Below are 20,635 nucleotides of genomic sequence, written 5' to 3' on the forward strand. Positions count from 1 at the left end.
CGCACGGGGAAATTAATTTTCAACAAAAACAGCATGTTGGCAGTCTAACGTCAGTGCTGCCAAGACGGGGTTGCACCAACCATTGCACCCCAGATAAGCCCGGTGTTATAGTCCGCTCAACAATATATAGCGAACAAACGCAGACAGGCCTGTCCATTGACCGATACTCCGGAACCTCCTGAAAACGAAACAGAAAACGTACCCGCACCCGCGAGCGGACCGACGATTTCGATCGCCGATGAAATGCGTTCCTCCTACCTCGACTATGCGATGTCGGTTATTGTCAGCCGTGCGATCCCTGATCTGCGCGACGGCCTAAAACCTGTGCACCGCCGCATCATCTTCGCGATGAACGAGGTCGGAAACACCTACGACAAGCCCTATCGGAAGTCGTCGCGCCCCGTCGCGGACACCATGGGCAAGTATCACCCCCACGGCGACTCGGCGATCTATGACGCGCTGGTGCGGATGGCGCAGGACTTTTCGATGTCCCTGCCTCTGCTCGACGGTCAGGGTAACTTCGGCTCGATGGACGGCGACAAGGCTGCGGCGTTCCGCTATACCGAAGTGCGCATGGCCAAGACCGCCAGTTACCTGATCGACGATATCGACAAGGATACGGTCGATTTCCAGGACAACTACGATGGCAAGGACCGCGAACCTTCTGTTCTGCCTGCGAAATTCCCCAACATGCTGGTCAACGGCGCGGGCGGTATCGCTGTCGGCATGGCGACCAACATTCCGCCGCACAACCTGGGCGAAGTGATCGATGCCACGCTGGCGCTGATCGAAAACCCCGACATGTCGATCGAGGATCTGATCGAATACGTGCCGGGTCCCGACTTCCCGACAGGTGCAATCCTGCTCGGCCGTTCCGGCGCGCGCAAAGCCTATCTTGAAGGCCGCGGTTCCTGCATCATCCGCTCCAAGACCCATATCGAAGAGCTGCGCAAAGACCGCTTCGCCATCATCATCGACGAGATTCCCTATCAGGTGAACAAGTCGGTCATGATCGAGAAGATCGCCGAACTGGTGCGCGAAAAGCGCGTCGACGGCATTGCCCACGTTCAGGACGAAAGCGACCGTCAGGGCGTGCGCGTCGTGATCGAGCTGAAGCGTGACGCGACCGCCGAGGTCGTGTTGAACCAGCTGTTCCGCTTTACCCCGATGCAGACCTATTTCGGCTGTAACATGCTGGCGCTGAACGGTGGTAAACCGGAAACGCTGACGCTTTATGGCTTCCTGTCGGCCTTTGTTGATTTCCGCGAAGAAGTCGTCGCCCGCCGCACCGCTTTCCTGTTGCGCAAGGCGCGGGAACGCAGCCATGTGCTCTGCGGTCTGGCTGTCGCCGTCTCCAACGTTGATGAAATCGTCGCGACGATCCGTGGCTCGGCCGATGCGGCTGAAGCGCGCGAACAGTTGATGACCCGTCGCTGGCCGGCTGGGGCGATTGCCGAATATATCTCGCTGATCGACGATCCGACCCATAAGATGAACGACGACGGCACCTATAACCTGTCCGAGACGCAAGCCCGCGCCATTCTGGAGCTGCGTCTGCAGCGCCTGACCCAGATCGGCGTCAAGGAAGTCACGGACGAGCTGCAGGAACTTGCCTCGAAAATCCGCGAATACCTCGAAATTCTCGGCAGCCGCGAGCGGATCATGGAGATCATCTCGAACGAGCTGCGTGAGATCAAGACGCTGTTTGCCGTCCCCCGTCGTACCGAAATCGTCGATTGGGGCGGTGATATGGACGACGAGGACCTGATCGAGCGTGAGGACATGGTCGTCACCGTTACGGCGGGTGGCTACATTCGCCGCACGCCGCTGGCCGATTTCCGTGCGCAACGTCGCGGCGGTAAGGGCGTGTCCGGTGGCTCGATGAAGGAAGACGACGCGGTCACCTCGCTGTTCGTCGCCAATACCCATACGCAGCTGCTGTTCTTCACGACCGAAGGCATGGTCTACAAGCTCAAGACCTGGCGTCTGCCGCTTGGCAGCCGCACGTCCAAGGGCAAGGCGATCGTCAACATCCTGCCGATTCCGACCGGTGTGTCGATCGCGGCCATCATGCCCGTCGACCGTCCCGAGGAAGAATGGGAAGACCTGCAGATCGTCTTCGCGACCTCTGCTGGCGACGTGCGCCGCAATGCGCTGTCGGACTTCACCAATGTCATGCGCAACGGCAAGATCGCAATGGATCTGCCCGAGGGTGTCGAGCTGGTGAATGCCCGCATCGCGTCGGAGGATGACGATGTCATGCTGATCACCGACTCCGGTCGTGCGATCCGCTTCTCGACCACCGCCGTGCGCGTCTTCAAGGGCCGAAAATCGACCGGTGTCCGCGGTATTCGCCTCTCCGGTGAGGATCGTGTCGTGTCGATGGCAATCATCCGCCACTTCGAGGCAAGCGCCGAAGAACGCGCCGCCTACCTCAAGATGCGCCGTGCCATGGCCGGTCTTGCTGACGACGCGGAAAGCGATGACGAAGACGCTGTCGCCGCTGACCCGAACTTCTCCAACGAACGCTATGCCGAGATGTCGGCGGTCGAGAACCTGATCCTGACGATCACCGCCAATGGTGCCGGCAAGCTGTCGTCCTCGCATGATTATCCAGTGCGCGGCCGTGGCGGCATGGGCGTGACAGCGATGGACAAGGCCATGCGTGGCGGCGCCATCGTTGCCTCCTTCCCGGTCGAGATGGACGACCAGATCATGCTGGCCACGACGCGCGGCCAGTCGATCCGGGTGCCCGTCGACGGAATCTCGTTCCGCTCGCGCAACGCCGGTGGTGTGCGTGTGTTCAATACGGGGGCCGACGAACAGGTCGTGTCGGTCGCACGTATTGTCGATCAGGGCGATGAAGAAACTGAAGGCAGTGCCGAAGGATAACAGCACTGTCCTGCGCCTTGGGGGCCGGGAAATCGTGAAGAACTGGGACGACCTGCGCTATCTGGTGGCCGTGCACAAGACAGGCTCGATGAGCGCGGCGGCACGGTTGCTGGACACCAATCCGGCAACCGTGTCCCGCCGCCTCGCCCGGCTCTCGGAAACCCTCGGCTTCGATCTGTTTCTCAAAACCCCTCAGGGCTGGGCTGCGAACGAGGCGATTGGCGATCTCATCGAATGCATAACCGCCTTCGAGAATGAGATTGAAAGTTACCTCAATGCTCGCGACAACAGCGATGCTTCTGCCATGCGTGGGCGTATCAATATCGGCTGTCCGCCCTCGATAGCGTCCTATGTGATGTATCCTGGGCTGAAAGATTTTATCGCGGAAAATCCTGGGCTTGAGATCACCTTCACCAGCCAGTTCTATCAGGATGCCTTGGGCGATAACGATCTCTTCGTTTCGGCCACGCGGCCGCAGCAGGGGCGGCTTGTGGTGCGTTTTGTCGGCAAATACGCGACCAACGTCTACGCTTATCCCGACAGCCCGCGTGATGGCGCCTGGGTTGGGCTGCATGCCCGGCATGACCGGTTCCCGCCTTCTCAACAGGCGCGCTCGATCATGGGCGGCGGCGATCCGATTATCCGTGTTGAGACCCTGCATGAAGTGGTCAATACGGTTCGGGCCACGCGCCTGCCGGGGCTGATGCCAAGGATCGGCGCCAAAGAAGACCCTGCCCTGCGCCTCTATGATCCTGACAGCCGGCCCATGCAGACGCCGCTGTATCTCTGCTTTCATGAGACCCGCCGCAAGGACCCTCTGCTGCAACTGGTCGCCGACTGGATCGCCTCGCGCTTCAATTCCTTCGCTGAACTTTAAGCGCATTGCAAAAATGCAATGGCAGGTATGTCCATGGGCCTTCTTGTCGCTCTTTGCCAACCCCTTCATACTATCCGCACGGGCATTGTTTCTTATCGGATGCACGGCGTGAAAAACATTTGGACCCGAGCGTTTAGTCGTTCCGCGTCCGTTTTCTGCATGCCGTATGTCAAGGAAATGATCTCTGACTTTGGTTGTTTTTTTCCAGAGTATATCGATTTTTTCGGTGTCCCTAGAAGGGTTGTTTTAACACGCGTGTTCAGCGGCGGATTGAGTTCCCCAATTCGTAACAACCTTTCGAACAACGGTTTGACGCTTCTACCCCGTCAATCCCTTCAACTGGGTCGGCCTGAACAGCCGACCCATTTTTTATGAGCAGACCCGCTTGCAGCGCCTTGCTTGCGCTGGCTGTGAGCGTGAAAAGCTCTTGGTCAACTGTGTCTCAGACACTGCATCTACGGGCAAATTTTCGGGCAAACTGGAAATTATGTCAGCATTGCCCCAATTAAGCTCCAGAACATCGGTCCGCGGTCAACGGGCCCAGTATTTGATGGAACAAAGATATGAATACTAATCAAAGGATCGCGCGCCTCACACATCTGGGTCGTATCGGGCTGTTTGCCGTGCCGCTGGCTGTTCTCTCCGCAGCTCCCGCGCGTGCGGAGCTGACGTTGAACGGGACGTTCGAGGTTGAGCTGGCGCGCAACTCCGACACCCTGATCAATACCAAACGTGTCGAGGGTTCGTTCGCCGGTATGGTCTGGCATAACTTCGGCGCTCAGTTCGATCTCGGCATCGGCAAGCACGAACAATACACTTCGACCTCGCCTTCTGCCGGCGCGCATGTCTTCTACAAGCCGTCCGAGGAAGCCGCGGTTGGTGTTTACCTCGCCGCCGAGGATCGCCGGCCTGGCAATTCCTACTTCTACGGTGTTGAGGGCGCCTATCGCACGGAACGCTATGGTATTGAGGGCTACCTCGCCATGCGCGACGACATTGCCGAAACCACGACCGGTCATCGCGTCGGCTTTGATGCCACCTATTCCTTTGCAGATCTGTCGCAGCTCAGCGTGCTGACGGGCGCCGTCTACGATGATGGCGGCCCGCTTGAGCGTGGATATGGCTATGTCGGCGCGTCATACGAGATTTCGGATGGCTTTGCCCTGGGCGGCACGGTGGGGCGTACCGACAATGGCGCAACGGTCGCGGCGATCAGCGCGACCCTGACCTTCGGCAAGGGCAGCACCTTTGGCCGCCGCGACAGCTTCGGCCTCTACCCCGGCTACTAAGCCAATGGATGCGGAAAGGGCCGGAGCGAACTCCGGCCCCTCTCCCTAAAGTCCGTAAATTTCCGAGAACTTCGCCTCGATATAGTCGAGCAATGGCGCTGCCGTGGGTGCGGCACCGCAAGCCTGCGTGATGACCTCGCGTGGTTCATACAGACCGCCATGGCGTTGCACCTTGTCCCGCAACCATGTTGTCGCCGGGGCGGTATTGCCCGCCGCAAGAGCAGTGTCGAGGTCTGGAACATCAGCGCGCAGCGCATTCGACAGACAGCCCGCATAGACATTGCCCAGCGAATAGGTCGCGAAATAGCCAAACAGGCCCAGCGACCAATGCACATCCTGCAAACATCCGAGCGAGGCTTTAGGAACGTCATAGCCAAAGTCCGCCTTGAAGCGCGTGTTCCAGGCGCTCTCAAGATCCGCAACGGGCAAATCGCCCGAGATCAACGCGCGCTCCAAATCGAAGCGCAGCATGATGTGCAGGTTATACTGCAACTCGTCCGACTCGGTGCGGATGAAGTCCTTCTGCACCCGGTTCACCGCAGCATAGAAGGCGTCGGCATCTGCAACGCCGATATCACCGAAGGCCGTCTTCATTTCCTCGAACATCCAGCCAGTGAACGCGCGCGAGCGGCCCAGCTGGTTCTCATAGATCCGGCTCTGACTTTCATGAACGCCCATCGACACGCCACCGCCAAGCGGCGTCAGCGCATAGCCTGCGTCAATGTTCTGCTCATAGCAGGCGTGGCCGACTTCGTGGATCGTTGAATAGAAGCAATTGAACGGATCGGTGGCACTGGTGCGGGTGGTGATCCGCACGTCACTGCCCGATCCCGACGAGAACGGATGCACCGCCATATCGATGCGTCCCCGGCTGAGGTCATAGCCGAACGCCAGAGCCAGCTTGGCGGTAAAGGCCATCTGCTCGGCCTCGCCAAAGGTGCCGCTCAGCCCTGCAGGCGCGGGCTTTTCCAGCACCTTGCCGCGCAGCTCGACCAGCCGGGGGCGCATTTCGGCAAACATCGCCTCTAGCTGAACCGCCGTGGCGCCCGGCTCATAGTCCTCCAGCAGCGCGTCGTAGGTGTCGCCGCCATTCGCCAGCGCCTGCCCCTCTTGCTGACGCAGTGCGACCACACGGGCCAAAACCGGCGCGAAGCTGGCAAAGTCGTCCTTGCCGCGCGCCTCGGCCCAGTGCCCCTGAGCCACAGAGGTGACCCGCGCCAGCTCAGACGCCAGATCGGCGGGCACGCGACTCGCCCGCTCAAAACTGCGCCGGATATGGCGCAGCTGCGCCGCATCGACTTCGGACAGGCTCTCGCCCTCTGCTGCGGCCAGCCAATCTCCGATGCGCGGATCGGTGCGCCGGGCATGCAGGACGGACTCGATCGCCGCCATCTCTTCGCCGCGTTGGTCGGCCGCGCCGCGCGGCATCATGGTTTCCTGATCCCAGCCAAGCCGGCCCGCGATCTGGCCCAGAGCCTCGGTGTCTTTCTGATAGGTAAACAGGTCGGTCAAAGCGGTCATGGCTCAGCCTCTTACACTGGTGGAGACAGGATAGGCCGCCGCAAAGCGCGCCCGGATGATCAGCACGAAGAGCGCCACCGCCATCAGCTGGTGAGTGATCGCGACATGCGACATCGCCGCGGTCATCACGGCCGCGATCCCGAGGCAGACCTGAAGGATCATCGCCAGCCAGGCGGCCGTGAAGGCCGAACGCGTCGTGCGGTTGACCGAGCGGCGGCCGCGCAGAAACGCCACCGTACCGAAGGCAAACAGCAGATAGCCCGACATCCGGTGAATGAACTGAACCAGTCCGGGGTTCTCAAGGAAGTTGCGCCAGAGCGGTTCGATATCAAAGGCATAGGGCGGGAAGAACTGCCCGCCCATTGTCGGCCAGTCGGTGTAGGAGCGGCCCGCATCGATGCCCGCGACAAGCGCCCCCAAGAGGATCTGCAGGAAGGCAAAGTGCATCCAGCCGGTCGCCAGACCGAACTGCTTTTTCTCGCGGACCCGGCGGGCCTGCATCAGGTCACGCTCCTCCCGGCCCAGCAGCAGGACGTACCAGCTGATCGTGCCGAGGATGATGAACGCGAGGCCAAGGTGCGTCGCCAGACGGTAGGATGCAACGCTCAGCATCCCCTCGCCGAGGCCGGATGCGACCATCCACCAGCCAATCGCCCCCTGAAGGCCACCGAGAGCGCCAATCAGAACGCAGCGCTTCTTCCAGCCCGTCGGGATCTTGCCAGCCGCCCAAAGCCCGAAAAAGCCGAGCGCCCAGACCATGCCGATCAGGCGACCAAGGTTACGGTGGCCCCATTCCCACCAGTAGATCGATTTGAAATCAGACGGTTGCATCCAGCTGTTCTGCTCGGTGAACTGCGGGATCTGCTGGTATTTCTCGAACTCGGATTGCCAGTCGGCGGCGTTCATCGGGGGTAGAGCCCCATGGATCGGTTTCCACTCGGTAATCGACAACCCGCTGTCGCTGAGGCGGGTCCACCCGCCAACGCCGATCATTGCCACGACCAGCGCGAACAACAGGATCAGCCACCAGCGGACAGCGCGGCGCGATCCGCGCCGGGCGCCGTCGATCACGCCGGTGCGGACCTCGGGTTTCTGGTCATGGCTGACCTCTTCGAAAATGCTGCGCTTCTGGCTCATCTTCCGGCTCTCCTTATGCGTTGGCGACCGTAGAACCGGCGCGCGGTGGCGGCAAGTCAGTCGCCACGTTCTTTCCATCGGACCATCTGACGCAGGACGCCATGTAGCGTCTGCACGTCCGAGCGTGTCAGCGGCATCCGCGACCACAGATTGCGCAGGTTCAGCTTCATGCTGTCGGCCTTGATCTCGGGAAAGAAGAAGCCCGCCTGATCAAGACGCTCGTCGTAATGCTCGGCCAGCTTCTCGACTTCGATCTGGCTGGCCCATTCGGAGCCGGCCATCTCGACCCGCTCGGCCGCGATCTCGCCCGTCTGGCGGCGCCACTCATAGGCGGTCAGCAGCACACATTGTGCGAGGTTGAGCGAGGCAAACTCCGGGTTCACCGGGACCGAGATGATGGCATTGGCGCGGGCGATATCGTCGTTCTCAAGCCCAGCCCTTTCCGGACCGAACAGCACAGCAACCTTTTCACCAGCAGCGATCTTTTCGCGCGCCATCTCCATCGCGCGCTCGGGCGAGACGACGGGTTTGGTGAGGTCGCGGTTGCGCGCGGTGGTGGCAAATACGAAGTGGCAATCTTCAAGTGCTGCGGCAGTGGTCTCGTACAGCCCCGCCTCGTCCAGCAAACGCCCCGCGCCGCTGGCCATGGCCACGGCCTTCTGATTGGGCCAGCCGTCGCGCGGCGCCACCAGTCGCATCCGGTCGAGGCCGAAATTCCACATGGCGCGCGCGGCTCCGCCGATATTCTCGCCCATCTGCGGGCGGACGAGGACAAAAGCTGGCTGGGACATGCGCACTCCGATGGTTCGGCTTTGTTTTACAGGCCCTCTCCTAGCCAAGCTGGGCTGGGGTGTCGAGAGGGGGCGCTGCTATGATCGGGACTGGCGCCTGTGGCTGAGTGCGGGTGCCTCCGGCGGGAGTATTATCGGCAAGAAGAAGGCGGGGCTGGCTTTGCAATCTCTTTGCGTCCCCCTGAATTCCGGGGTATATCGGCCAAAATTCAAGAGGATCGCCCATGTCCGAGGACGAGCAGCCGCAGATCTATCTGATCTCCCCACCCGATTTCGACCTGATGGAGTTTCCCACCCGTCTGGCCGCCGTGCTGGATTCGCAGGAAATCGCCTGTGTGCGTCTGGCGCTGGCCACGCATGATGAGGACCGTCTGTGCCGTGCTGCCGATGCGCTGCGCGAGGTCACCCATGCCCGCGACGTGGCGTTGGTGATCGATCGGCATATCCTGCTGGCCGAACGCCTTGGCCTGGACGGCGTGCACCTGGAAGATGGTGCGCGCTCCGTGCGCAAGGCGCGCAAGGCGCTTGGCCCGGATGCGGTCATTGGCAGCTATTGTGCCGCCTCGCGCCATGAGGGCATGAACGCCGGTGAAGCGGGCTGTGACTATATCAGCTTCGGCCCTGTCACGGAAACGGCTCTGGTTGACGGCGAAGTCGCCGATACCGAGCTGTTTGAGTGGTGGTCGCAGATGATCGAGCTGCCGGTCGTCGCCGAAGGTGGGCTGGACCCCAACATCATTGCCCTGCTTGCCCCCGTCACCGATTTCTTCGGCATTGGCGACGAGATCTGGCGCGAAGACGATGCGGTCGAAGCGCTGAAGCGGCTGACCTTCGCCTTCAACGGTTGATCTGGTAATCCCAGGGCATTCCCCCGCGCACTGCCTCTTCGCAGGCGCGGGCGAGCGCCTTGCGGTTGGCGAAATCACTGACGCTCAGCGGTTCGTGATAGATCACTTCCACCATACCCTGACGGCGCGCACCCAGAACCTTGCTCAGGTGGCTGCCGAATTCCATATCCCCCCACCAGCCGTAAAAGCCTGGCGCCGCACCTTTGGCGGCGCGGTAGATCACGGTGACGGGCTGGATCTTGAGGCGGTCCCGCAGGGCAGCGTCGAAAAACGGCCCGAACAGGGTCGCCTTGAAGGGCAGCACACGGCGACCATCGGTTGATGTGCCTTCGGGGAAAAACAGCAGCTTGTCGCCTGCCAGCAGCCGGTCGAGGAAGACGTTCTGCTGCGCCTTGGCCTCGCGCCGGTCACGGTTGATGAAGACGGTGCCGGTAGCGCGGGCCAGCAGGCCGATGCCCGGCCAGCTGCGCACTTCGGCCTTGGAGACGAAGACCACCCGCATCGGCGCCGACAAGGTAAAGATGTCGATCCAGCTGGAATGATTGGCCACCACTGCGCCCGCGCCCGTCATGGGAAGGCCGGAGTAGCGCAGCCTGATGCCGCTGATGGCGAAGAACGCCTTGCAGACGCCTTGCTGGAGATAGCGCGACAAGGGCCGGTTGCCGCCCCAGATCTGACGTTCGACAAGGCGCACCAAAACAAGCAGCACGAAGCCGATCAGGCAGGTCAGTGCGAACGGTATCGCACGCAGGACGAAGATCACCCAACCGAGCCTGTCCAGCCGCGGCTCGGGCGGCGGCGGGCTTTCTGATCTCCAGGTGTCGCTCATCGTGCTGCGCCTTGCGGCCGGGTGTAGAGGCGCGTCTGCTTTTCATTCAACCGCGTCATGTCGAGGATCAGGCAGACGTCTATCGTATTGAAATCGTGATCGATAAAGGCGCCCTCGCCGACAAAACCACCCAGCTTGAGGTAGCCCTTGATCAGCGCCGGTACAGCCTTCATCGCTGCCACGCGGTCCAGATCCGCCTCAGCCATCTGGTCCATCTGCAGAAAGTTGCTGTCTTGCGCGCGCACCCGCAATTCGGGCGGAGCCAGATATCGCGCGTGCAGCAGCGACAGCGAGGGCGCAAGCGCCTCGGTATCCGTGCCATGGAACGAGGCGACGCCGAACAGCACCTCGATATCGCGGGCAGCAACATACTCCGACAGCGCAGTCCAGAGCTGGTACATCGCCTCGCCGCCACGATAATCGGGATGCAGGCAGGACCGGCCCAGCTCCAGCAGTTTGCGCCCCGAGGAGGTGAGCGCGCTGAGGTCATATTCATCCGCGCTATAGAACTGCCCCATGGCGCGGGCTCGGTCATCCGTCAGCAGCCGGTAGACCCCGACCACCTGTTCGCGCAAACCGCCCGGCCGGGCGTGATCCAACAACAGCAAGTGGTCGAAAAACGGATCAAAGCGATCGCGTTCCAGCTGGGCTGCGTGATCCACCATGTCGCCGCTGCCGCCAAGCTCCTCGACGAAGACGCGATAGCGCAGGTGCTGGGCGGCGGCCAGATCCTCTTCGCTGAGGGCCAGTCGGGTTTCAAACTGCGGGGCGGCTGCGGTCATGCGTCGGCTCACGTCCTTGCGGCAGGTTCGGGGGATGTCGCGCCCGGGCACAGGCCCGCATCTCACCCCAAGACTTTGTGGCGTTTTATGAGACACAGGACAGGCATGCAAGACACCTGGCCGCGCGCTATTCATTCAGTGGAGCACAAGCCTCGGTTGTGTTAACCATTCATAAACCAATTACCGGCCTGACTGGTCGAACACCGGGATCAAGTCTATCTGGGAGCCTTCAATGACCACCTTCCCTGCTTCGGGAAAATTCACCGTGATGCGTCCGCCAATATTGGATTGCACCTGCCCGATACCCCATTCCGGCAAGGTCGGATGGCGGACGCGCATGCCCGGCTCCAAAAGATCATTCAGATCGCCCATGATGTGTCCCGTCTCTGTTTGTAAAAAGTTGAAAGGCCGCTGACTGTGCAGAATAGCCACCTCCTCGCCTCGCTGATAGGGTCGCGTATCTGTCACGATCTGATTTCCCCCGTGGGTGCCATTCAGAACGGCATCGAACTGCTGGCGCTCGAAGGCGCGGTCCGGGGCCCCGAGATGCTGCTGATCTCGGATTCCGTCAGCGCCGCCTCCGCCAAGATCCGCTTTCTGCGCGTCGCGTTCGGACTTCCCGGGCATGGGCAAAAGATCGGCCCGCTTGAGGTGACGCGCATTCTCGATGACCTCAGCCAGTCCGGCCGCGTCACCTTTGACTGGACGCCACAGGGCAGTTTTGAGCGGTCTGACATTCAGGAGGTCTTCCTGGCGCTGCTCTGCCTTGAAAGCGCGATGCCCTTCGGTGGCACCATCACCGTGACCCGCCCCGATGACAGCGCCGTCGGGTGGGAAGTTTCGGGCCCGGCGCAAACAGCGCGCCCCGACCCTGCGGTTTGGAAAACCCTTCAGACTGGCGATGGCGCCGATGCGGTCATGCCCGCACATGTGCAGTTCGCCCTGCTGCCCGCGCTGGTGAAAGAGCGATTCGGCGCGATCCGGCTGATCGAGACCGACGTCAGTCTGACCATCCAATTCTAGCGGCCAAAGAGGAGGGGTGCAAAAGGTCTCCCTCTGCGCCCCCTCCATCTCACCCATTTCGTCCTAGTCGCGCAGACTGCCGTTTCCGACCACCAGATATTTGAAGCTTGTCAGCTGCTCGGCTCCGACCGGGCCACGCGCATGCATCTTGCCGGTGGCGATGCCGATTTCGGCGCCCATGCCAAATTCGCCGCCATCGGCGAACTGGGTCGAGGCGTTGCGCATCAGTATGGCACTGTCGAGCCGCTCAAAGAACCGCGACGCCACCGCATCATCCGCCGTGACGATCGCATCGGTGTGGTTGGAGCCATAGGTGCGGATATGGGCAATCGCGTCATCGACCCCATCCACCACCTTGGCCGCACAGATCATGTCGAGGAATTCATGCCCGAAATCATCGGGTTGCGCCTCAATGACGCCCTCGATCGCGGCCAAATCCCCTGCCCCACGCACCTCCACACCGGCCTGTACAAGCGCATCGATGACAAGGCTGCCGTGGGCCGCATAAAACGCCCGGTCGACCAGCAGACACTCCATCGAGCCGCAGATCCCTGTGCGCCGCGTCTTGGCGTTCAGCACGATCTCGACCGCCATCGCAGGATTGGCATCAGCCCCGACGTAGATGTGGCAAATCCCTTCAAGATGGGCAAACACCGGCACCCGCGCCTCGCGCTGCACCAGACCGACCAGCCCCTTGCCGCCGCGCGGCACGATCACGTCGATATAGCTTGTCATGGTCAGCATTTCGCTGACGGCGGCGCGGTCCCGCGTCGGCACCAGCTGAATGGCCGCCTCTGGCAGGCCCGCCGATACCAGCCCCTCAACGAGGCATTGGTGGATCATGGACGAGGAATGAAAGCTCTCGGAGCCACCGCGCAGGATCACCGCATTACCGGATTTCAGGCACAGTGCACCGGCATCGGCAGTCACGTTCGGGCGGCTCTCGTAGATCACGCCAATCACCCCAAGCGGCGTGCGCACCCGGCTGATATGCAGACCCGAGGGCATGTCCCATTCGGTCAGCACTTCGCCGACCGGATCGCGTTGTTCTGCAATCGCGCGCAGGCTGTCGATGATGCCACGGACACGGTCTTCGTCCAGCTTCAGACGGTCCATCATCGCCGGGCTCAGGCCCTTTTCAGCGCCATACGCCATATCTTTGGCATTGGCCTCAAGGATCGCGGCCATGTTGCGCTGAACGGCTTCAGCCGCGCCAATCAGTGCCGCATGTTTGCGCTCTGCACTTGCAAAGGCCAGCTCGGCTGCGGCGGCCTTGGCGGCATGCCCGATACGTTCCATCAGGCTGTGAACGTCTTCCCCGTCTTTCATATCGTCTCTCCCGTCCCCAAGATCTCACTCTGCGCCGAGGCGTGGCCAAACTGAGCGCGATGGCTCAGGACCATGTCATCGCGGTGCACCAGCGCGGCGCGGCCCGGATAGCCCAGGATCGCCTCGATTTCCTGGCTGCGATGGCCCGCCAGCGCCTGCGCTTCATCCAGCGTATAGCGCGTCAACCCCTGGCCGAGGATATCCCCGCCCGGCCCGACAATCTCCACCGGATCGCCACGGCCAAAGCGGCCTGTCACCCGCGTGACACCCGCAGGCAGCAGAGACCGCCCCTGTTCCAGCGCCCGCACAGCGCCCGCGTCGACGATGATCTGCCCGCGCGTCTTCATCGCGACGATCCAGCCCTTGCGCGCCGCTTGCGGATCGCCCTGTGCGGTGAACCAGGTCGACGGTGCGCCGTTCTGCAAAGCTTTCAGTGGGTTGGTCCGTGATCCTAATGTGATTGCCATGGCGCAGCCTGCCGAAGTTGCGGTCTTTGCGGCCATCACTTTGGTCTTCATCCCGCCCTTGGACAGGCTTGATGCGGCGTCGCCCGCCATCGCCTCGATCTCGGGGGTGATATGTTCGATCACGTCCAGACGCCGGGCGGTCGGATCCAGATTGGGGTTCGCCGTGTACAGCCCATCGACGTCCGACAGCAGCACCAGCCGGTCCGCCCCGACCGTCACCGCGACCTGCGCGGCAAGGCGATCGTTGTCGCCATAGCGGATCTCATCCGTCGCGATGGTGTCGTTTTCATTGACGATCGGCACCGCGCCAAGGCTCAGCAGCTGATCCAGAGTAGCACGAGAGTTGAGGTAGCGGCGCCGGTTCTCGCTGTCTTCCAGCGTCACCAGCACCTGCGCGACGATGATCCCGTGCGCGCCGAGCGCCTTGTCATAGGCCGCGGCCAGACCGATCTGGCCCACGGCCGCAGCCGCCTGCGCCTGTTCCAGCGGCAGCGCGCCAAGCCCGAGGCCCAACACGCCGCGTCCAAGCGCGATAGAGCCGGAGGAGACCAGAACAACCTCGGTCCCGCTGTCGCGCAAAGCAGCGACATCCTGCGCGAGGCCTGTCAGCCAACCCTCGCGCAGACGTCCGGTAGAGGAGTCGACCAACAGGGCCGACCCGATTTTAACAACGACACGTTTTGCACCTGTCAGGGACGCCACGCCTCATCCTCCTCGGCCTCGAGGCCATTGCGTTCTTTCAGACGGTTTGCGTCGATTTTCGAGCGCAGCGCCCGCAGAACCTCTGTCAGCCCTTCGCCCGAGGCGCCGGACATGAACATCACCGGCCCGCCGGTGACTTCCTCAAGGAAGGTCCGCTGCATCTCGCGCAGCTCGTCATCCAGAGCATCGATCTTGTTCAGAACCGTAATACGCGGCTTGTCGACCAGCCCTTCGCCATAGGCATTCAGCTCGCCGATGATCGTCTCGTAATCGTCGGCAACCTCGTCCGAGGTGCCATCGACGAGATGCAGCAGAACCGCACAGCGCTCGACATGGCCGAGAAACATGTCGCCAAGGCCCCGCCCTTCGGAGGCGCCCTCGATCAGGCCGGGAATATCGGCGACGACGAACTCAACGCCATCGACCCCAACAACCCCGAGGTTCGGGTGCAGCGTGGTAAATGGATAATCCGCCACTTTCGGGCGCGCGTTGGAGGTCGCCGCCAGAAACGTCGACTTGCCCGCGTTCGGCAGGCCCAGCAGACCAACGTCGGCGATCAGCTTCAGGCGCAGCCAGATGGTGCGCTCGATTTCTTCCTGACCGGGGTTGGCGCGGCGCGGCGCCTGGTTCACCGAGGTCTTGAAGTGCGCGTTGCCGAAGCCGCCGTTGCCGCCCTTGGCCAGCATCACGCGTTGACCGACTTCGGTCATGTCGGCGATGACGGTCTCTTCGTCCTCATCGAGGATTTCGGTGCCGACGGGCACGCGCAGGATGATGTCTTCGCCATCGGCACCGGTGCGCAGGTTGCCCATGCCACCCTGCCCGTTGCGGGCAAAAAAGTGCTGTTGATAGCGGAAATCGATCAGCGTGTTCAGGCCGTCCACGGCCTCGGCGATGACATCGCCACCGCGTCCGCCGTTGCCGCCGTTGGGTCCACCGAATTCGATGTACTTCTCGCGCCGGAACGAGATGCTGCCGTTACCGCCAGCACCCGACCGGATATAGACCTTTGCGAGATCGAGGAATTTCATTGTCTCACTCCTACCGCAAAGGTGCTCTAGCTCAGCGCACCGGACGGCTCAATCGAGTTTTCGTATATAAGTCCACGTGGCCACAGTTGCGGCCCGGGCCACCGAATAGGTTTCTGCATCGCCCACGTATTCAAAACCGTTTTTGGTCAGAACACGGGCCGAGGCCGGGTTGTCTTGGAACACGCTGGCAAAGATCGACCGATCTGCCAACGGATTTGCCTGCACGAGAGCCGTGACGGCCGCCGAGGCGACACTGGCGTTCCACCAGGCAGGGGCCACCCAATAGCCGATCTCGGACTGTGCGTCTTCAATCCGCTTCAGGCTGATGATGCCTTTCAGCTCCGCGCCGCCGAAACGGCTCGAATCCATCGCCCAGATCACCTCATGCGGGTTCGGGGCCATGGCGCGGGCGATGAACGACTCGGTCGTGCCCGGCGGCAGCGGATGCGGCACCGAGGTGGTCATATTGGCCACCCGTGGATCTGCCGCATACATGCCGATCAGACCCGTATCCGACAGCCGCAGCGGCCGCAAATCCAGTCCCTCGGCTTCGATCACCGGCTGGGCGATCATCATGTCGTCGTTCATGTGGTGTTCCTCCTGCTGAGGGTTCGACTGGGAAGGCCCATATCGCCACCGAAAACGGCGAAGGGGACCGGCGCTATTGCCGATCCCCTTCTTGTCATCATGTGATGAAGGTCGGCTTACTCAGCGGCCTCGGCCACTGGCATGACCGAAATGAAGGTACGACCCTTGAGGCCCTTGCGGAACTCAACGTTGCCTTCAACGGTTGCGAAGATCGTGTGATCCTTGCCCATGCCAACGCCCATGCCCGGATACCATTTGGTACCGCGCTGACGCGCCAGGATGTTGCCGGGGATTACGGCTTCGCCGCCGTACTTCTTGATACCGAGGCGGCGACCGGCAGAGTCGCGACCGTTGCGGGATGAGCCGCCAGCTTTCTTGTGTGCCATATCGGTGGTCTCCTTTTCCTGATCTTACTCGGCGAGGGCTTTGGCCTGATCGACCCAGCCTTCTTTTTCGATTTTGCCTTTCAGCGCCAGCTCTTCGTCGATGCGGGCGATGTCAGCGTCGGTCCAAGCGGCAACCTGTGCGAAGCTGGTGATGCCAGCGTCGTTCAGTTTCGTGGCCATTGCGGGGCCAACACCGGACAGTTTCTTCAGATCGTCACCACCGGCAGCGGCCGTGGTCGAAGCGGAGGACGAAACCGACCCCGAACCGATCGCAGCTTTGACACCGGAGTCATCTGCGCCAGAGGCCAGAATGTCCGTGACACGGATCAGGGTCAGCTTCTGACGGTGACCCTTGGTGCGCTTGGACGAGTGCTTCCGGCGACGTTTGACGAAGTGGATGAGTTTCTCACCCTTGATCTGGTCGACGACTTCGGCCTGCACGCCGGCGCCAGCCACGAGGGGCGCGCCAACGGTGATCGTGTCACCACCCAGCATCAGGATGTCGTTGAATTGGATCTTGTCACCAGCGTCAGCCGCCAGTTTCTCGACGCGCAACAGGTCACCGGACTGGACCTTGTATTGCTTGCCGCCGGTCTTGATAACCGCAAACATAGTGTTCTTCCTCTTCTGACGCGTCCTGCGGCCCCCTTGCGGGTGTTCGTGACCTTTGTCGTCAGAGCGGTCTCTGACAGGTCGCCTTTGAACAGCGCGCCCGTCGATGCGGGCGAAATTGAAATGCCCGGCAAGGCGTTTGCCCTCCGGGATGGGCGGCTTATCCTGTGTCAGGCCTGTCTTGTCAAGCCCTGCACGCCCGTCGCCGGGCGGCAAATCACGCTCACAATTCCTGCCCCGACATCAAGGACGAGATCGACTGCCCCAGCGAACGGTAGATGTCGTTGTAGAGCATGCCGAAGCCGTCGAACAGCACCTGGTTCAGCGCCGCACCCGCGTCGCTTCTCGACAGATCGACATAGGCCTGCAGGTCGGCGCGCGCCAGCCCACCATAGGCCTGCAGCAGGTAACCGTTCAGCCAGCGCGCCGAGTCCGCCCGCGTTTCCTCTTCCTGCTCCCAGACATCCGACAGGATCTGCGTCTCGTCGATGTCATAGCCACCACCCTCGATCAGCCCGAGGTAGAAGTTGTAATTCGCCGTCAGCGCGCCGCTGACATTCTGCTCGACCAGATCATTGGCCGCGATATAGCCCCCGATCAGACGTCCCAGTTCCGGATCGCGGGCCGCGATATCCTCGCCGCGTGTCTCTGCGGCGTCCTCGATCCCGTCGTCCAGAAAATCACGGCGTGCGGTCAGTTCCGCCGGCACTAGCCGGACGCCCGCGCCCTCGCTGAAAAAAGCGATCAGCTGCGCCATCTGCGCGTCCGAGGCCCGGCTCTCAAGCCCCGAGACGAAAGCGCCCCGCATCACCCCGTCCATCGTCGCGACGTCGTAGATCTGCTGCACGCGGGCGTCGAAGCTGGTCACGACACGGTTGGGGAAATACTCCTCCGCCATGTCCGCGCCCAGCTTCAGCCCCTCCTTGCGCATCACGCCCAGCAGCTCCGGCATCTCCATCAGCTCATAGAGCGCCTCAGCCTGCCCAGTGTCGGCGGCGGCGGGGTGTCCCGCCAGCACGCCACAGCTCAGCACGCCCCAGATCAGGGCGAGGTTCAGCACACCACGCGACAGGTGCACCCGCGGCACGCTTTACAGATCCTGCGCCGGCTGGATGCCATGCAGACGGGCCGCCACCGCTTCAAAGCGGTTCGCCATGATCTCGTATTGCACCGCGTTCATCAGGTCATAGACGCGCTGCATCCCCGGATCTTCCAGCGCCTTGGCATAGGTCGCCAGCTCCTCGGTGGTGAAATCGCGATAGGTATAGGCGGAGTTGGCCAGCGCCTGCGCCTTGTTGGCATCGCGCATCGCCTCGGCTTGCGTCAGCAGAGACTGTTTCAGCGCCTCATCATCCACCTTGAACTCGATCACACCGGCATCGCGCGCCGCGGTCAGAAACCGGAACTGGATCTCGACAATCGCCTTCTCGGAGTTGTCCGAGCTGTCGACCGCCCGGTTCAGCCGGTCCAGCTCGGCGATCCGATCGGTTTCGCCCTCGTTGAGAATCCGGTCCAGCTCGGCCGCGGCGTTCTCGGCCCGGTCATCGCGTTCCGCCATATGCGAGGTGTTTTCGGTCTCGACCAGACGCTTGCCCAGATCCGAGCCATAGAAACCCTGCGCGACTTTCAGGTCGTCTTCCTTGATCGTGCCCTCAAGGATATCGATTCCCATGTCCTGCATGGTTTTGACGTCGAACACGTCCTTGGTCAGAATCGTCCAGGTGGTGGCAAAATCCGACCCCTCCAGCCCCAGCATCTGCGGGCCCCCTGCCGCGGACAGCTTGATGCTCTCCAGCGCAACGTCAAACCCGGTGATCTGCAGAAAGTTCTCCAGCTCCTCGCGGCTGGCTGCGCGTCCGGGCAGCGCCATCGCGGCCAGCAGCACCAATGCGCTCAGCCCCATCGTCAGCGCTGTCATTGCGCCGCGCAGGCCTGTCTGGGCCAATGCTGCATGGGCGCCTGCCCCCTTCGAACGCGCAACGGCTGCGGTATATGTCTTCATCACTCACTCTCCCTCAATGGGCACCTGATCGGCGAAATTCCTGCGCCACCCCCTGCCCGCGCACCTGCGCAGCCGGGTCGCGGCGGCCTCGACTGCAGAGCCTAGGGCAAATACATTCCCCCGCAATGCAAAACGCCTCTTGCACCCTCGGGCAATCGTGTTTAAACGGCGCCCACCACACCAACGGAGAGGTGCCGGAGTGGTCGAACGGGGCGGTCTCGAAAACCGTTGAGCCTTTACGGGTTCCCAGGGTTCGAATCCCTGTCTCTCCGCCACTTTCCCTACTCGGGAAAGTTTATTCAAGAAAACCAGTCGTTTGGTCCATCCCCCTCGGGGGTGACCAACCGGCTGGTTTCCTGTTTTACGCCCCTTCCAACCTCAATGACCGTCAGAGGCTGCTTTTCGCCGATGCTCCCGGCTGCGCAGGTTGCGGGTGCGTAGCTTGGCGCACCCGTGATCAACAGTTCGTCATCTGCGGGCGTCAGGCCCCGGCCCGTGCCGCCTCGGCCATCGCCGCCGCGTGCCGCAGCGCCAGCATCATCGAGGCCGGATCGGCGACGCCCTGCCCGGCAATATCGAACGCTGTGCCATGATCGGGCGAGGTCCGCACGAAAGGCAGACCCAGCGTGATGTTCACCCCCTGCTCCAGCCCGAGGTATTTCACCGGGATCAGCCCCTGATCGTGATACTGCGCCACCACGACATCGAACTGTCCGCGGCGCGCCTGCATGAACACCGTATCGCCCGGCCAGGGCCCGCTGACGTCCATCCCCTCGGCCCGCGCCTGCGCAATGGCGGGAGCGATGATCTCGATCTCCTCGCGCCCAAACAGCCCGGATTCGCCCGCATGGGGGTTCAGCCCGGCCACAGCGATGCGCGGAGCCTCGATCCCAAACGCCCGGCACCCCTCATGCGCCAGCCGGATCGCGCGCATGTTGGCGTCGAAATCCGCCAGTTTGATGGCATCACGCAACGCCACATGGATCGTCACCAGCACGGTGCGGATCACGTCATTGGCCAGCATCATCACCACTTCGACACCGCCTGCGTAGTGCGCCAGCATCTCGGTATGGCCCGGAAACGGCACGCCTGCGGCCGACAGGGCCTCCTTGTGGATCGGCGCCGTCACGACGCCTGCCACGCGGCCCGACATCGCCGCCTCGATGGCGGCACGAATCGCGTCAAAGGCCGCCTGACCCGCGATCTGCGAGACCGCGCCATAGGGCACCGGCGCGACCATCTTGGCGCCGGTCTCGACCAGCCGCAGATGCCTGTCCGACAGCGCGGCCTCGCCCGGATCGTTCACGATTTGAAGGGTGTAGTCGGGCGCCACCAGCGCCAGTGCCCGCGCGGCGAACACCCGATGCCCGAACAACACAGCGTCAGGGGCATCCTTGGCGATCATCGCGCGCAGGGCAATTTCAGGTCCGATCCCGGCGGGATCGCCAAGGGTCACGGCAAGCGGGGTATCGCGGGATATCTGTTTCATACCCCGCACCATAGCCAAAGCCCGCGCCGCGAAAAGCCCG

At 62.3% G+C, this 20,635-nt stretch carries 20 protein-coding genes and 1 tRNA gene; 6 read left to right on the top strand and 15 right to left on the bottom strand.

Annotated elements, in window-relative coordinates:
• Positions 1-156 precede the first annotated feature (156 nt).
• The 3 genes from gyrA to F3W81_RS04710 all read left to right on the top strand — a co-directional run bounded on the left by gyrA (position 157) and on the right by F3W81_RS04710 (position 5,058).
• Positions 157-2,892: a DNA gyrase subunit A gene (gene gyrA, locus F3W81_RS04700; protein WP_193082494.1), complete on the top strand. Its 2,736-nt coding sequence runs from the start codon at positions 157-159 to the stop codon at positions 2,890-2,892.
• Positions 2,861-3,769 (top strand): LysR family transcriptional regulator, encoded by a 909-nt coding sequence (locus tag F3W81_RS04705; RefSeq protein ID WP_226941860.1) that lies wholly within the window; start codon positions 2,861-2,863, stop codon positions 3,767-3,769. The genes gyrA and F3W81_RS04705 overlap by 32 nt, the downstream gene beginning before the upstream one ends.
• Positions 3,770-4,332: 563 nt before the next feature.
• Entirely contained in the window at positions 4,333-5,058 is a 726-nt protein-coding gene (locus F3W81_RS04710; protein ID WP_193082495.1) for a hypothetical protein, read from the top strand.
• Between the two features lie 45 nt (positions 5,059-5,103).
• Here F3W81_RS04710 and F3W81_RS04715 read toward each other — a convergent pair whose 3' ends face one another.
• Genes F3W81_RS04715 through F3W81_RS04725 form a run of 3 tightly spaced genes read right to left on the bottom strand, consistent with a single transcriptional unit; the run spans position 5,104 to position 8,507 of the window.
• Entirely contained in the window at positions 5,104-6,579 is a 1,476-nt protein-coding gene (locus F3W81_RS04715) for a carboxypeptidase M32 (protein WP_193082496.1), read from the bottom strand.
• A 3-nt stretch (positions 6,580-6,582) separates the two neighbouring features.
• Positions 6,583-7,716, bottom strand: coding sequence for a heme A synthase (gene ctaA, locus F3W81_RS04720; RefSeq protein ID WP_193082497.1), 1,134 nt, complete (start codon positions 7,714-7,716; stop codon positions 6,583-6,585).
• Positions 7,717-7,772: 56 nt separating this feature from the next.
• A complete protein-coding gene (locus tag F3W81_RS04725) occupies positions 7,773-8,507 on the bottom strand; it encodes an RNA methyltransferase (protein ID WP_193082498.1) in 735 nt (244 codons plus the stop codon).
• A 224-nt stretch (positions 8,508-8,731) separates the two neighbouring features.
• Here F3W81_RS04725 and F3W81_RS04730 point away from each other — a divergent pair, with 224 nt between their 5' ends.
• Positions 8,732-9,355, top strand: a complete 624-nt coding sequence (locus F3W81_RS04730) for a thiamine phosphate synthase (protein ID WP_193082499.1) — start codon at positions 8,732-8,734, stop codon at positions 9,353-9,355.
• Here the strand turns inward: F3W81_RS04730 and F3W81_RS04735 are convergent.
• From F3W81_RS04735 to F3W81_RS04745, 3 genes are all read right to left on the bottom strand, one after another.
• Positions 9,345-10,184, bottom strand: coding sequence for a lysophospholipid acyltransferase family protein (locus F3W81_RS04735; RefSeq protein WP_193082500.1), 840 nt, complete (start codon positions 10,182-10,184; stop codon positions 9,345-9,347). The genes F3W81_RS04730 and F3W81_RS04735 overlap by 11 nt on opposite strands.
• Positions 10,181-10,966, bottom strand: coding sequence for a GNAT family N-acetyltransferase (locus F3W81_RS04740; protein ID WP_193082501.1), 786 nt, complete (start codon positions 10,964-10,966; stop codon positions 10,181-10,183). The genes F3W81_RS04735 and F3W81_RS04740 overlap by 4 nt, the downstream gene beginning before the upstream one ends.
• A gap of 180 nt (positions 10,967-11,146) precedes the next feature.
• Entirely contained in the window at positions 11,147-11,338 is a 192-nt protein-coding gene (locus F3W81_RS04745; RefSeq protein ID WP_193082502.1) for a DUF3553 domain-containing protein, read from the bottom strand.
• Between the two features lie 45 nt (positions 11,339-11,383).
• Between F3W81_RS04745 and F3W81_RS04750 the strand changes: the two genes are divergently transcribed.
• Positions 11,384-11,989, top strand: coding sequence for a histidine phosphotransferase family protein (locus F3W81_RS04750; protein WP_193082503.1), 606 nt, complete (start codon positions 11,384-11,386; stop codon positions 11,987-11,989).
• Between the two features lie 63 nt (positions 11,990-12,052).
• Here the strand turns inward: F3W81_RS04750 and F3W81_RS04755 are convergent, their stop codons facing one another.
• The 8 genes from F3W81_RS04755 to F3W81_RS04790 form a co-directional block, all read right to left on the bottom strand.
• Positions 12,053-13,318: a glutamate-5-semialdehyde dehydrogenase gene (locus F3W81_RS04755; protein WP_193082504.1), complete on the bottom strand. Its 1,266-nt coding sequence runs from the start codon at positions 13,316-13,318 to the stop codon at positions 12,053-12,055.
• Entirely contained in the window at positions 13,315-14,487 is a 1,173-nt protein-coding gene (proB, locus tag F3W81_RS04760; protein ID WP_193082505.1) for a glutamate 5-kinase, read from the bottom strand. The genes F3W81_RS04755 and proB overlap by 4 nt, the downstream gene beginning before the upstream one ends.
• On the bottom strand, positions 14,475-15,518 hold the full coding sequence (gene obgE, locus F3W81_RS04765; RefSeq protein WP_193082506.1) for a GTPase ObgE: 1,044 nt from the start codon (positions 15,516-15,518) through the stop codon (positions 14,475-14,477). The genes proB and obgE overlap by 13 nt, the downstream gene beginning before the upstream one ends.
• Positions 15,519-15,566: 48 nt before the next feature.
• Complete coding sequence (locus F3W81_RS04770) at positions 15,567-16,106, bottom strand: GNAT family N-acetyltransferase (protein ID WP_193082507.1); 540 nt, start codon at positions 16,104-16,106, stop codon at positions 15,567-15,569.
• 116 nt (positions 16,107-16,222) lie between these two features.
• Entirely contained in the window at positions 16,223-16,492 is a 270-nt protein-coding gene (gene rpmA, locus F3W81_RS04775) for a 50S ribosomal protein L27 (protein WP_193082508.1), read from the bottom strand.
• Between the two features lie 24 nt (positions 16,493-16,516).
• A complete protein-coding gene (gene rplU, locus F3W81_RS04780; RefSeq protein WP_193082509.1) occupies positions 16,517-17,104 on the bottom strand; it encodes a 50S ribosomal protein L21 in 588 nt (195 codons plus the stop codon).
• A 223-nt stretch (positions 17,105-17,327) separates the two neighbouring features.
• On the bottom strand, positions 17,328-18,191 hold the full coding sequence (locus tag F3W81_RS04785) for a hypothetical protein (RefSeq protein WP_193082510.1): 864 nt from the start codon (positions 18,189-18,191) through the stop codon (positions 17,328-17,330).
• A gap of 3 nt (positions 18,192-18,194) precedes the next feature.
• Positions 18,195-19,106 (bottom strand): DUF2059 domain-containing protein, encoded by a 912-nt coding sequence (locus tag F3W81_RS04790; protein ID WP_226941861.1) that lies wholly within the window; start codon positions 19,104-19,106, stop codon positions 18,195-18,197.
• 185 nt (positions 19,107-19,291) lie between these two features.
• Between F3W81_RS04790 and F3W81_RS04795 the strand changes: the two genes are divergently transcribed.
• Positions 19,292-19,381 (top strand) — tRNA-Ser (locus F3W81_RS04795).
• Positions 19,382-19,587: 206 nt separating this feature from the next.
• On the opposite strand, the gene pdxA is transcribed toward F3W81_RS04795, so the two are convergent.
• Positions 19,588-20,595: a 4-hydroxythreonine-4-phosphate dehydrogenase PdxA gene (gene pdxA, locus F3W81_RS04800; RefSeq protein WP_193082511.1), complete on the bottom strand. Its 1,008-nt coding sequence runs from the start codon at positions 20,593-20,595 to the stop codon at positions 19,588-19,590.
• Between the last annotated feature and the right edge of the window lie 40 nt (positions 20,596-20,635).

Origin of the sequence: Pseudooceanicola spongiae (assembly GCF_014899185.1) — a bacterium.
Taxonomy (GTDB): Bacteria; Pseudomonadota; Alphaproteobacteria; order Rhodobacterales; family Rhodobacteraceae; genus Pseudooceanicola; species Pseudooceanicola spongiae.

Bases quoted from the DNA above. Each gene is read 5' to 3' on its own strand.
- F3W81_RS04730 (WP_193082499.1), top strand. From the start codon at position 8,732: ATGTCCGAGGACGAGCAGCCGCAGATCTATCTGATCTCCCCACCCGAT.
- rpmA (WP_193082508.1), bottom strand. From the start codon at position 16,492: ATGGCACACAAGAAAGCTGGCGGCTCATCCCGCAACGGTCGCGACTCT.
- F3W81_RS04725 (WP_193082498.1), bottom strand. From the start codon at position 8,507: ATGTCCCAGCCAGCTTTTGTCCTCGTCCGCCCGCAGATGGGCGAGAAT.
- F3W81_RS04715 (WP_193082496.1), bottom strand. From the start codon at position 6,579: ATGACCGCTTTGACCGACCTGTTTACCTATCAGAAAGACACCGAGGCT.
- F3W81_RS04745 (WP_193082502.1), bottom strand. From the start codon at position 11,338: ATGGGCGATCTGAATGATCTTTTGGAGCCGGGCATGCGCGTCCGCCAT.
- F3W81_RS04740 (WP_193082501.1), bottom strand. From the start codon at position 10,966: ATGACCGCAGCCGCCCCGCAGTTTGAAACCCGACTGGCCCTCAGCGAA.
- F3W81_RS04735 (WP_193082500.1), bottom strand. From the start codon at position 10,184: ATGAGCGACACCTGGAGATCAGAAAGCCCGCCGCCGCCCGAGCCGCGG.
- F3W81_RS04755 (WP_193082504.1), bottom strand. From the start codon at position 13,318: ATGAAAGACGGGGAAGACGTTCACAGCCTGATGGAACGTATCGGGCAT.
- F3W81_RS04710 (WP_193082495.1), top strand. From the start codon at position 4,333: ATGAATACTAATCAAAGGATCGCGCGCCTCACACATCTGGGTCGTATC.
- F3W81_RS04790 (WP_226941861.1), bottom strand. From the start codon at position 19,106: ATGAAGACATATACCGCAGCCGTTGCGCGTTCGAAGGGGGCAGGCGCC.
- ctaA (WP_193082497.1), bottom strand. From the start codon at position 7,716: ATGAGCCAGAAGCGCAGCATTTTCGAAGAGGTCAGCCATGACCAGAAA.
- pdxA (WP_193082511.1), bottom strand. From the start codon at position 20,595: ATGAAACAGATATCCCGCGATACCCCGCTTGCCGTGACCCTTGGCGAT.
- rplU (WP_193082509.1), bottom strand. From the start codon at position 17,104: ATGTTTGCGGTTATCAAGACCGGCGGCAAGCAATACAAGGTCCAGTCC.
- obgE (WP_193082506.1), bottom strand. From the start codon at position 15,518: ATGAAATTCCTCGATCTCGCAAAGGTCTATATCCGGTCGGGTGCTGGC.
- F3W81_RS04770 (WP_193082507.1), bottom strand. From the start codon at position 16,106: ATGAACGACGACATGATGATCGCCCAGCCGGTGATCGAAGCCGAGGGA.
- F3W81_RS04705 (WP_226941860.1), top strand. From the start codon at position 2,861: ATGAAGAAACTGAAGGCAGTGCCGAAGGATAACAGCACTGTCCTGCGC.